Here is a 12,067-nt window from a genome sequence, read left to right as displayed (position 1 = left end):
TAGTCATGTTGGATTGGTTTACTTCCCTCCCCGTCGTCGTGCAAGCATTGCTTGCCGGAATGATGACGTGGGGGTTAACCGCACTTGGTGCGGCACTCGTCTTCGTCTTTACGACGATTGAAAAACGCGTCATGAACATGATGCTCGGTTTTGCTGCCGGCGTCATGATTGCCGCGTCGTTTTGGTCGCTGCTTGCTCCTGCGATCGAGTTCACGGAGCAGGATGGAGGAATCGCCTGGATTCCTGCCGCCATCGGTTTTCTCGCTGGTGGATTTTTCGTCCGTCTCCTCGACTTCGTTACGCCGCATTTGCACTTATCTGCACCACTTGAGACAGCGGAAGGTCCTTCGACAGGACTCAAGAAAACGACGTTACTATTTCTTGCGATCACGTTGCACAATATTCCCGAAGGTCTTGCGATTGGTGTCGCTTTTGGCGCCGCTGCCTTAAACATGGACGGGGCGACCGTCGCCGGTGCCTTGACGCTCGCACTCGGTATTGGGATACAAAACATGCCGGAGGGAGCTGCCCTATCGATTCCACTACGCGGTGAAGGAATGTCGCGTCGGCGCGCCTTTCATTACGGTCAATTGTCAGCAATCGTCGAACCGATTGCCGCGATGGTCGGAGCAGCCGCGGTCTTCTTCGTTCAACCGCTTCTACCGTATGCGTTATCGTTTGCTGCCGGAGCGATGATTTTCGTCGTCGTCGAAGAATTGATTCCGGAATCACAAGCAGAAAACGGATCCGATTTAGCAACGCTTGGTCTGATGGTCGGGTTTACGGTCATGATGATTCTTGACGTCGCTTTAGGATGATCCCGTTTCAAAACGAGTAGTGGACGATACTGTCTCCTGCTCGTTTTTCTGTTTGTAGATCCAGACATATTCCAGTGAAACCAATCGATTTGAAGTTTTTCTGACCTTGTGTCCTAACAGAAAGATTCCCTTTTCCTTCATGCCGTTTTAGTATGAATGAAAATGACCGGATTTCCTGATCTATCCGATGATACCTAAATCCATCTATTATCTTATCCAAACGAATTTAAATCGGACAACGCGTCTTACACATACGATCGTCTCTCAGACCTGCGCCCGATATTCCAATTAGTTCTATCTCACAAGAATAAAACATGATATGTTTTTAACTAGCACATCATATAGAAGGAGATTATCATGACAATCATTGAACTTTTAAAAGCGCTCTTACTCGGTTTCGTCGAAGGGATGACGGAATTTGCACCGGTCTCTTCCACAGGTCACATGATCATCGTCGATGACATGTGGTTGCAAACGACCGATTTTCTCGGTAAATATTCGGCGAACACCTTTAAAATCGTCATTCAGCTCGGATCGATTCTTGCGGTCGTCGTCGTCTTTTGGAAACGCCTCTTCAGCTTGATCGGTTTGTATAAGATTGAAGGCGAACACGACGCATCAGGGACACACAAATTAAAGCTACGTCACGTCTTGATCGGTCTTCTACCAGCAGCTGTTCTCGGATTGTTATTCGAAGATTTCATCGATGAGAACCTCTTCTCGATTGAAACGGTCATCATCGGTCTTGCTGTTGGTGCCCTCTTGATGATCGCAGCCGATAAATTCGGACCAAAGGAACCAAAAACGACATCGCTTGATCAGATTACATATCGCCAAGCAGCACTCGTCGGTCTGTTCCAATGTATTTCACTCTGGCCTGGCTTCTCCCGCTCAGGTTCAACGATTTCCGGAGGGGTCTTCCTCGGGATGAATCACCGGACGGCAGCCGACTTCACGTTCATCATGGCTGTACCGATCATGTTCGGTGCTAGTTTCCTTTCGCTCGTTAAGAACTGGGAGAACATTCAACCGAACCACTTCGCATTCTATGCTGTCGGTTTCGTTGCGTCGTTCGTGTTTGCCCTCTTATCGATTCGCTTCTTCTTGAAGCTGATCAACAAGATCAAACTCGTTCCGTTCGCCATCTACCGTCTTGTCTTAGCAGCTATCTTAGCTGTCATCGTCTACATGTAAGTTCAAACCGTTAGCTATTTTAGCTGACGGTTTTTCATTTTTTTGAAACTAATTCATTCGCTTAAGGGTATATAGGGATGAGACATAATTAAAGGAGTGAATGCCACATGGCACGCAGAAGTCGGAGTACATCAAAACTCCCATTAATCATCGGAGTCGTTATTGTTGCCGTGATTGCCTTTTTAGCAATCGGACAATACAATAGCCTCGTCAATGTAGAAGAAGATGTATCGAATAAATGGTCGCAAGTCGACAACCAAATCAAACGTCGTGCGGATTTGATTCCGAACCTCGTTGAAACCGTTAAAGGTGTCGCGGGTCAAGAAGAAAAAGTCTACGGTAAAGTCGCAGAAGCCCAAGCTGGTCTTGCACGTGCTGCGTCAACCGAGCAACGAATTGAAGCTGACCAACAAGTCACGTCTTCGCTTCGCGGATTGATTGCCTTGCAGACGACTTACCCGGAACTTAAATCAAGCGAACGGTTCCAATCCTTGATGGACACGCTGGAAGGAACAGAAAATCGTCTCGGGATCGCCCGCAAGGATTACAATGATGCTGTAACCCTCTACAACAAAAAACGTCGGAGTTTCCCAACGACACTCTACGCATCCGCCTTCGGATTCGAGAAAAAACCATATTACGAGATTTCAGACAGCGACCGGGAAAATCCGACCGTCGACTTTAACAGTGATTCGAAATGATTCGGCGGTGGACGCGACTTCTATTGAGCGCGTTCCTCGTCTTCTTCCTCTTCGTTCCAACAGCTAGTGCCGTTTCAGAACGAACGGGAGCAGCCTTCTTCATTCAGGATGATGCTCAGCTGCTCACCCCTTCGGAAGAAGCCGAACTCGCGCAACTCGGTCAGGAACTCGAACAATATACGACGGCACAAGTCGTTCTCAAGACGGTTCCCGATTTAAAGGGACAGGATTTAAGCTCTTACGCCAATGAAACGTTCCGGCGCCAAGGCATCGGTCAAGAAGGAAAAGACAATGGTGTTCTTGTCGTCGTCGCTCCGAACGAAAAGGATCGCCAATTCCGGATCGAGGTCGGTTATAAACTCGAAGGGATTTTGACAGACATCACAGCCGGACGTATTCTCGATCAGTATGCGGTTCCTTACAAGGAAAACAGTGAGTATGGAAAAGCAGCCTCCGAAACATATAAAGCGGTCGTCAGTGTCATCTCAAAGGATCAATCGCTTGAGTCACAGGATCCTCCGAAAACACAAAATGACGACGGACTTCCGCTTTGGACGAAGATTCTGATCGGTGCTGGATTACTGATCTTATTGTTCCTCGATATGAAGTTCACCGGTGGTATGTTCTTCTTCGCGATTTTGAACATCTTCTCCGCGATCATGCGTGGTGGCGGTGGAAATGGTGGCAGTCGTGGTGGTGGCGGAAGTTCCGGCGGTGGTGGTGCCGAACGGTAGAAAAGGAGTCGTTTTTTCATGAGGATCATCTTAGGGTATTATCTCCTCCTGACACTCATCGGATTTGTCTCGATGTGGCAGGATAAACGTCGAGCGCAACAACATGCTTACCGGACACCCGAAGCGACACTATTGACGATTGCTTTCCTCGGTGGTGCGCTCGGTTCTTGGATCGGTATGTACACAGTCCGGCACAAGACACGGAAAGCGAAGTTCCAATGGCTCGTTCCAATAGCCGCTATCTTGCATCTCGCTTTCTGGTTTGTTTACACTTCACAATGAAAGAATGTGACCGATAGAGAAGAGAACGTACGGAAATGTGTCCGTCGTTCCTTCTCTTTTTTGTATGAGGTCAATGATTATGAAGAACAGGTTTAATTTCTTTTTCTCTTAGGGTAAAGAATTTAACCAATTTAATAAATACATCTTTTTTTGATGTACTGAGAGGTGGACATCCCTTTATGTGGCATCCTTGCGCCGAATGTACGACATCAATCCGTTTCGTTGAAGCGGGAGCACTCCATATTCAATCACCAACGCCAGAAATCTATTCCTATCAATCGTTTGAACAGCTCGAACAGCTACTAACATCGCTCTTACGTGTAGCGGATTATCCGGTGTCATGTCGCGCCACACAATCGCGTTATGTGACAGCACCCATCCTAGCTTCAGCACTTCTAGAACAACTGAAGCATCGATCCGCGATTGATTTCATCCAGCATGGAGTCATGACAAGCCATTTACAACCGATTTATGATATCCAGCGCAACGTGCTCGTCGCGAACGAAGCCTTATTGCGAGCAGCAGATGATAACACGCCGATCTCGCCTGGTGTCTTGTTTTCGACGGCCTCGAAGATGGGACTTCATTCCCGTCTTGATCAGCGGGCGCGTGAAGAAGCCATCCGTGCGACGCATCATATCGGTGGCACAACAAAAACGTTCATCAACTTTCTCCCTTCGACGATCTATAATCCGGAGTACTGCCTGCGCCATACGTTTGAGATCGTCGAACGTTATCAAGTCGATCCGAGTCGGCTCGTCTTCGAAGTCGTCGAAACGGAAAAAATTGAAGACGTCAACCATTTGAAACACGTCTTCGAACAGTATAAGAAGCAAGGCATTCAAGTAGCACTGGACGATGTAGGCGCTGGTTTCTCGACACTCGATATGTTGTCCTTGCTTCAACCGGATTATATTAAAATTGATCGTTCCTTCATCGATCACTGCGATACGAACTCAGAAAACGAAGCCTTTTTACGAAAAGCCCGTCATCTGACACGAGAAATGGGGATTCAAATCTTAGCGGAAGGCATCGAACGGCAAGAAGAACTCGATCTTTGCCGCGAACTCGGCTTCGATCTTGGTCAAGGATACCTACTCGGTCGCCCTGCTCCTTATGCTCGCTTTGCGAAAGCACAATAAAAATACGCACATGGACCGTTTGATGATTATTCGGCACATGTGCGTCTTTTTATGTTAAGTCGTCGAAACGAAAACCATCTCGTTCCGTGTAATAGCATCCACTAGTTGTTCCATTGACACGATCGGACGCAACAGACGACACAATTCCTCTTTCGATGTCCGTAAAGCAAGTGTTTCGACGACATCGAGCGATAATGCGAAGTCTGCGAGTGCCGTCGGCTGTTCTTGTGCAAGAAGATAGTCACGCAACTCTGCATAATCATCATCATGTCCGAGTAACTTCTCTTGAACGAGTAGTCCGTAACCGACCTTACTCCCGTGCAAGAACGCATGCGTTTCTGGATGAGGCGATAACGCGTTATGCACTGCGTGTCCGATTGCACCACGCGTCGCCGCGTCACCAAAACCACCAATGCTTCCGGCTAACGGAATGACGGTTTCGACGAGATGTTGCATTTCAACGGGATACTCACGAAAACGCGTTTCCGTTATATTCGTCGACAAGATAAGATCCTTACAACGTTCAGCTGTCCGAAGCGCCATCTCGATGACGGGATCTTCAGCCGATGATCCGCTTAAGGCACGTGCTTCATACCACTTCGCTAGCGTATCGACGAGCCCCGCTACAAAATAATCATACGGACTCGCTGCGATGATCCGATGATCGAGTAAAAGGGCTTCAATCACGACGGGGAACGTATCAAATCGGATATACTGTCCCTCTTCGTTATACATGACACTGAGCGGAGTCCACGGAGCACAGTTCGAGACGATCGTCGGAATGATGATGATCGGGCGTCTCAATTGAAACGCGACCTGTTTTGCCGTATCGATGACACTCCCGCCTCCGAGCGCGAGAATCACATCGTACGGAGCACATACTTGTTTGAAAGCTTCCACCTGTTGATCCGTACAATGCCCTTCAAATAAAAGACGTGGTAATGCTGGTAAAGCAAAAGCAGCTGCTTCATAGGCTTGACGTCCATGAATCAGGACTGCTGAACGATTACCTATCACTTCTTTAAGTTGATCGAGCGCGTTTTCCTCATGTATGTATTGTAAAACAGCTTGTCGAATCACAGAATCGCCTCCTAATATTTGTTATCGCTCAGTATACGCAAAAGAACTTGCTTCGGCAATCATTCGATTTTCATAGAAGGAGAGCGTACACTAGAAAAGACAACAGTTCACTACAAAGGAGTCGATGAATCGATGCAACAGATCACGTTAAACAACGGCATCAGCATGCCCCAACTCGGATATGGTGTCTTTAAAGTACCGGAAGAAGAAGTATATGAAGCGGTCAGCGAAGCATTCCGCGCCGGGTATCGTTCAATCGATACAGCGATGATTTACGAAAATGAAGAAGGTGTCGGTCGTGCGCTGCGTGATTCGGGCATTCCCCGAGAAGAGATCTTTCTGACGACGAAAGTCTGGAATTCCGATCACGGCTACGAAGAGACACTTGCCGCTTTCGAGACGAGTCTGCAAAAGCTTGGTGTCGATTACGTCGATTTGTACCTGATTCATTGGCCGATGCCAAAAGAAGATCGTTATGTCGAGACATGGCGGGCGCTCGAACATCTCTATGCAGAAGGAAAGACGCGTGCCATCGGTGTTTCGAACTTCCATATTCCTCATTTGGAACGAATTTTAGCCGAAGGATCGATCGTTCCTGCCGTCAATCAGATTGAACTCCATCCGTTCCTTAGCCAAGAAGCGATCCGAGACTTTTGTCGCAAGCACGGTATCGTCGTTGAAGCTTGGAGTCCGTTGATGAAAGGACGCGACGCGTTGACGCATCCGGTCATCGTCGATATCGCCGATCGTCATCAGAAAACGCCGGCTCAAGTCGTCCTCCGTTGGCACTTGCAACACGACATCGTCGCGATTCCGAAATCCGTCACGCCAAGCCGCATTCGCGAAAATCTTGATGTCTTCGACTTCAGCTTATCAGACGTTGATATGCAAGCGATTGATCAATTGAACGCCAACGTGCGTACAGGATCAAATCCGGATCATAAATAAGACGAGACGATTCTCGTCTAATCTCCATACAAAAAGAAGGTACCTTTCGGAATTGATCCGGAAGGTACCTTCTTTGATGATGACCCTGATGCGTGATTCTAATCTATTATTTTAGCGGTCTAAATTATTTCCATGATCTTGCTTGGCGATGTCATCCGATTGATGTTTCGATTGACGACGTTCTTCGCCGTCTTGCGTTGCATCATGTTCTTTTTCCTCGCGTTCTGTTTCCGGCCGGCGGAAATCGTCATCCCGACGCATCGCGATGTCCGGTTCCCGGTTACCGTCGAGTTTTTTTGAATGATCGATTGCCTGCTCGTCTTGCGGCATCTTATCCGTACCGGCACGGTGCAAATCAATCTCTGCATGCTCTTCCTTCGAATCTTTATCAACATCAAGCGGATTACCGGAGCCGAGCTGTGCATTGGAGTTCGCATCTGATGACGTATGCGTCTCTTCGCCACTACCATAACGGACTTTTACATCAGGATGCGTATTGTCTGTATTTAAATGTGGATCGAACTGGATGTCTTGGACTTCAAGTAACAGAACGAAGCCCCCACCTTCGACTTCCGTTTTGCGTTGTTCGATCTCATTGTCTGATAGATCAAGTGACCCGAACAGATCATCGACTTCTTGATCACGACCTTTGTTCCCACGAATCCGATCAATCCAAGACGGTTTCGTCGTCGCGATTTCTGCGTCCATTTGGCTACGGACGAGTGCGATGTTCGACTTCTCCTTGACGATGACGTAGAAGTCTTCCTCCCGGTGTCCTTGAATATGCAGTTCGTCCATTTTTGAAATCAATTCTTCCTCTGAATAGAACGTTCCGATATATTGTTTTGTTTTCATGGATGTTCTCCCCTTATTAACACGATTTGTCATGCGTGACTTCTATAAGGAGTATTTCCTCTTTTGCGTTAAAATATGCCAAAAAATATGCGTTCCGTTAAAACGTCATCTGTTTGACATGTAAACAATCATTCGCCGACGAGTTTCAGACCAATCGTCGCACTTAAGACGAGACCGATACAAACCAGTCGCTTCCAGTCTTTTGATTCGTTATAGAGCACCATGCTGAGAATCGCACCGCCCGCCGCTCCGATTCCCGTCCATACCGCATACGCCGTTCCCATCGGTAAACCATTCATTGCAAGCGTTAAGAATAGGAAACTGAGTCCGAATCCTGTTCCCATCAACAGTAGATTCTTCGCATTCTTATTTTGATTGAACGTATTGATCAAGACGACACCAAACATCTCAAAGATTCCGGCAATGATTAAATAAATCCAACTCATGCTGATTTCTCCTCTCCACTGACTAACTTCAGACCGATGACGCCGACCAGTAAGACAGCGATCAATGCTAATTTCATCACGGAAGCCGCTTGATCGAATAACACGATGTCCGTCACGACCGTCCCTGCCGTTCCGAGACCGACGAAGACAGCATAGACCGTTCCGACCGGTAAATGGTTACTCGCTTTGATCAGCACGGTAAAGCTAACGATGATACAGACGATCGTTGCAGTCCACTCAAGTGGTGTTGCCGCATGTTTTAATCCAATGACCCAGCCGACTTCAAAACACGCTGCGACGATGATGCCAATCCAATACTTTGCCATAGTAATTGCCTCCTGATAGGTAAATTCAAATGAAAAAGCCCGGGAGTAAGCGAGACGATTCGCTTTACTCCCGGGCTTTTATCCCTCCGTTGCATGGACAAACGTCCATGTTCCTCCCTCGGTCCAGCCGTACGGAACCCTAGAGGATACTCCCTATTCCATTCGATACAACCACCCTAGCACGCCCTTTTTCCCGTGTCAAACAGGAATCCGTTCCCCATCTGTCAAATAGAATCAAAGTGACTTCATCTGAAAGAGGAGGATGCTGCATGCGTTATAAAATCAATGATCAACTTCGGATTCGTCGTTTTACACCAGAAGATGTAGAAGCGGTTCACGCCTATGCCTCACAACCCATCGTCAGTCAATTCCAATCATGGGGACCGAATACCGAAACGGATACGAAACAATTCCTACACGATGCGCTTGAAAGTGAACTCGAGACACCAAGACGTCGTTATGTCTTTGCCGTGACGTTTCCAAGTGACGTCGTCATCGGTGCCGGTGAACTCGTCATCACAGACGTTGATAATAAAATCGCCGAAATCGGATACGTCCTCTCGCCTGATGAATGGGGGAACGGATACGCGACGTCAATCGCCTCTTTCCTTCTCCAATTCGGTTTCGAAAAACTAGAACTACACCGCATCACGGCAACGTGTGACCCACGGAACGTCGCTTCCGAACGCGTGTTGCAAAAGGTCGGCATGACGAAGGAAGGACAGCTTCGCGAGACGGTCTATCTCGAAGACCACTGGCGCGATTCCTTGATTTACGGCATGCTTGACTGGGAATGGCAAGTGGATCACGAAGAAGATAACTAACATATGACTTCAAACGGTATGCCGAGGCATACCGTTTTTTTATGGACAATCTCCTATTTTTTTGATTTTTATCAATTTTTAAACAAGCGCATGCTACACTATTCATAATGACAAATTTTAAGAATTGGAGTGAACCTCTTGATGAAAAAATGGACTGCTCATGTTGCTGGACTTGCCGCAACGTTAATGTTGAGCTCGGTTTTACCCGCACCCGCTTTCGCTGAATCGCCACCTGCTCAACCGACGGCAGAAACACAAACAGTCACCGAGACGATCGGAACGGCTTATTTGAAAGAGGATGCTGCGTTGCTACAAACGGCTGATTCCGCAACGGTCATCCAACAACTACCAGCAGGAACGGCATTCAAGACACTCGGCACGGACGGTGACTTTACCCGTGTCAGTTGGCAAGAAGGCGCTGCTTATGTCGCAACCAACGCGTTAACGCAAACAGCACCTGTCTTTCAAAAACAAGCAACACTGACGTCGAAAAGTCCACTCTCATTAGTTGCTTCACCATTTGATTCCACCGTCGTGACGACACTTCCCGCCTATCAGCGAATCGATACATACGGCACTTTCGACACGTTCACACGTCTGAAATGGAACGAGCAATACGTCTACGTCTCTACGACACAACTCGAGCAACTTCCAAAATTAGTTGGAACGCGTTATGCCAAACGAGCGACTTCTCTTTTCGTTGAACCGAAGACGACGAGCGCGAAGTCAGCTGTCACTCAAAATCAAGCATTCGAAACGTTCGGTACGACGGGTACTTTTACACGCGTGGCCACTAAAACGGGTTACGCCTTCGTATTGACGGCTGATTTAGCTGATGCGCAGGTCGAAAATTATCCGGAAACAGGACTGCGTTATGCCAAACGAACGACTTCTCTTTTCGTTGAACCGAAGACGACGAGCGCGAAGACAGCTGTCACTCAAAATCAAGCATTCGAAACGTTCGGTACGATCGGTACTTTTACGCGTGTTACGACTAAGACGGGTTACGCCTTCGTATTGACGGCTGATTTAGCTGATGCGCCGGTCGTGAACCATCCGGAAACCGGGCTACGTTACGTCCAACAGCAGACGACGGTCTATGCTACTGCGACTACAAAAGGAAAAGTCGTACAATCGATTCCTGTGAATACTTCGCTTCAAACGTACGGCATCGAGGGGTCATTTACACGAATCAAACGAAACGACGAGTATACCTATGTGCTGACGGTACATCTCGACGCGTTAAAATACTATCCGAAGACTGCACGCCTCTATGTTCAGCGTGCTACGCCAATCTATTCGGATGCCAAATCTTCAAGTCCTGTCTTAAAGCAACACCAAACGAATACGCTGCTGACGGTATATGGCACAAGCGGTGCCTATAGCCGGATCATCTTCCGTGGAGTTCACGCTTACGTCAAGACAGCTGATCTCGGTACTGGAAAAGTCTATGCATCAACCGGGACACGTTACGCGAAACGCAACTTGTCCGTCTACACATCTGCGTCGACGAAGAGCAAAATCATGTATTCCGTCAAACGAGCTGACAAGCTAACGATTTACGGCACAAGCGGCAGTTACACACGCTTGAAAAAAGGATCGGTCTACGGTTACGTCAAGACGACGGATCTCGTCACGAAAAAGCCGGATCTGTATGACGTCACTGGTCAACGCTACGTGACGGAAGACGATGTCGTCATTCGTTCGCAGGCAAAACTCTCGGGTAAAAAAATCGGTACATTCAAAAAAGGGACCTCGATTTCGATCTACGGAAAAAGCGGTTATTATACACGCGTCAAATATAAAAACACCTTTGGTTTCGTCGATTCGAGTCGTATCGGACTGAACAAGCCGACGGCAAAAGCAAAAAAAGGCACGACATTTTATGTCCATCTGGACCAGACTCCCCTCTTCTCTGCCGACGTGGCTTACAGTCGCCCAGCTGCCTATTTGAAGAAAGGGACGAAATTAATTGGTCTAAAATCAATTGATGATGACTTTTGGCAAGTTCGCCTGGCAAATGGTCAAACCGGTTACGTCCTCAACCCTTATATCAGCACGAGCAAACCCGATATGGGACTGACACAAAAAGCGATCGACCGGACGAAAATCTATACGGTCAAACAGACGACGTCGTTCTTCGCAAGTCCAACTAGTCCCAAAGGTAGCGGACTCGTTGAACAAGGCAAACGCGTTTATCCGCGTCATCGAGTCGGAAACTTCTATGTCATCCAGTCAGGCTGGACACCCGTTTATCTTCCGGTCTCCGCTGTGACGATCACGTCCGATAAACGGGTCGTTAAAAAGAATAATACGCGTGGTGAAAAGCTGATCCAAGCAGCCGTTCAACATATCGGCACACCATACACATGGGGTTCGCAAGATGCCGTGAACGGTGGTTTTGACTGTTCCGGTTTGATTCACTATGCGACGAACAAGGCTGGAAAATACGGTGGTCGGACGAACGTTCGTGGCTACTGGTACGGTGCTTTCTTTACGAATCGCCGGACGAGTATCTCGAGTGGTAAACGCTCGGATATCGTCTTCTTCCAGAATACCTACACGGATGGTCCATCGCATATCGGGATCATGCTCGATAGCGAACACTTCATCCATGCGGGCGGTTCACAACTTCAAATCAACTCGATTTATGAACCGCGTTGGCAAGAGCATTTCCTCGGATTTAAATCGATGTAAGACAAAAAAAGACGAATCCG

The 12,067-nt window shown here is 47.8% G+C and carries 13 protein-coding genes; 9 read left to right on the top strand and 4 right to left on the bottom strand.

Annotated elements, in window-relative coordinates; all coding sequences use genetic code 11:
* Positions 1-5 precede the first annotated feature (5 nt).
* The 6 genes from KNQ11_RS12985 to KNQ11_RS12960 all read left to right on the top strand — a co-directional run bounded on the left by KNQ11_RS12985 (position 6) and on the right by KNQ11_RS12960 (position 4,871).
* Entirely contained in the window at positions 6-818 is an 813-nt protein-coding gene (locus tag KNQ11_RS12985; RefSeq protein WP_023467025.1) for a ZIP family metal transporter, read from the top strand.
* Between the two features lie 357 nt (positions 819-1,175).
* Entirely contained in the window at positions 1,176-2,012 is an 837-nt protein-coding gene (locus tag KNQ11_RS12980; RefSeq protein ID WP_149426781.1) for an undecaprenyl-diphosphate phosphatase, read from the top strand.
* A gap of 107 nt (positions 2,013-2,119) precedes the next feature.
* Positions 2,120-2,713, top strand: a complete 594-nt coding sequence (locus KNQ11_RS12975) for a LemA family protein (RefSeq protein ID WP_214772187.1) — start codon at positions 2,120-2,122, stop codon at positions 2,711-2,713.
* On the top strand, positions 2,710-3,447 hold the full coding sequence (locus KNQ11_RS12970; protein ID WP_149426780.1) for a TPM domain-containing protein: 738 nt from the start codon (positions 2,710-2,712) through the stop codon (positions 3,445-3,447). The genes KNQ11_RS12975 and KNQ11_RS12970 overlap by 4 nt, the downstream gene beginning before the upstream one ends.
* Positions 3,448-3,465: 18 nt before the next feature.
* Positions 3,466-3,729: a DUF1294 domain-containing protein gene (locus tag KNQ11_RS12965; RefSeq protein ID WP_023467021.1), complete on the top strand. Its 264-nt coding sequence runs from the start codon at positions 3,466-3,468 to the stop codon at positions 3,727-3,729.
* A gap of 179 nt (positions 3,730-3,908) precedes the next feature.
* The gene (locus KNQ11_RS12960) at positions 3,909-4,871 is read left to right on the top strand and encodes an EAL domain-containing protein (RefSeq protein ID WP_055970200.1); all 963 of its coding nucleotides are present in this window, start codon (positions 3,909-3,911) and stop codon (positions 4,869-4,871) included.
* Positions 4,872-4,925: 54 nt separating this feature from the next.
* Here KNQ11_RS12960 and KNQ11_RS12955 read toward each other — a convergent pair whose 3' ends face one another.
* Positions 4,926-5,951, bottom strand: coding sequence for an iron-containing alcohol dehydrogenase (locus KNQ11_RS12955; protein WP_149426778.1), 1,026 nt, complete (start codon positions 5,949-5,951; stop codon positions 4,926-4,928).
* Between the two features lie 132 nt (positions 5,952-6,083).
* Here KNQ11_RS12955 and KNQ11_RS12950 point away from each other — a divergent pair, with 132 nt between their 5' ends.
* The gene (locus KNQ11_RS12950) at positions 6,084-6,899 is read left to right on the top strand and encodes an aldo/keto reductase (protein ID WP_214772186.1); all 816 of its coding nucleotides are present in this window, start codon (positions 6,084-6,086) and stop codon (positions 6,897-6,899) included.
* 111 nt (positions 6,900-7,010) lie between these two features.
* On the opposite strand, the gene KNQ11_RS12945 is transcribed toward KNQ11_RS12950, so the two are convergent.
* The 3 genes from KNQ11_RS12945 to KNQ11_RS12935 all read right to left on the bottom strand — a co-directional run bounded on the left by KNQ11_RS12945 (position 7,011) and on the right by KNQ11_RS12935 (position 8,526).
* Entirely contained in the window at positions 7,011-7,754 is a 744-nt protein-coding gene (locus KNQ11_RS12945; RefSeq protein WP_133208351.1) for a general stress protein, read from the bottom strand.
* Between the two features lie 128 nt (positions 7,755-7,882).
* Positions 7,883-8,200, bottom strand: coding sequence for a DMT family transporter (locus KNQ11_RS12940; RefSeq protein ID WP_023467016.1), 318 nt, complete (start codon positions 8,198-8,200; stop codon positions 7,883-7,885).
* The gene (locus tag KNQ11_RS12935) at positions 8,197-8,526 is read right to left on the bottom strand and encodes a DMT family transporter (protein ID WP_149426776.1); all 330 of its coding nucleotides are present in this window, start codon (positions 8,524-8,526) and stop codon (positions 8,197-8,199) included. Before KNQ11_RS12935 ends, KNQ11_RS12940 begins: the two co-directional genes overlap by 4 nt.
* Before the next feature lie 269 nt (positions 8,527-8,795).
* Here KNQ11_RS12935 and KNQ11_RS12930 point away from each other — a divergent pair, with 269 nt between their 5' ends.
* Entirely contained in the window at positions 8,796-9,350 is a 555-nt protein-coding gene (locus KNQ11_RS12930; RefSeq protein WP_133208350.1) for a GNAT family N-acetyltransferase, read from the top strand.
* 141 nt (positions 9,351-9,491) lie between these two features.
* Positions 9,492-12,047 carry a C40 family peptidase gene (locus KNQ11_RS12925; protein ID WP_251139695.1) on the top strand — a complete coding sequence of 852 codons (2,556 nt, stop codon included), beginning with the start codon at positions 9,492-9,494 and terminating at the stop codon, positions 12,045-12,047.
* The last annotated feature ends 20 nt before the right edge of the window (positions 12,048-12,067 follow it).

The sequence above is a fragment of the Exiguobacterium sp. s39 genome (genome assembly GCF_018618925.1).
GTDB lineage: Bacteria > Bacillota > Bacilli > Exiguobacteriales > Exiguobacteriaceae > Exiguobacterium_A > Exiguobacterium_A abrahamii.
This window is presented reverse-complemented; position numbering and strand designations above follow the sequence as displayed.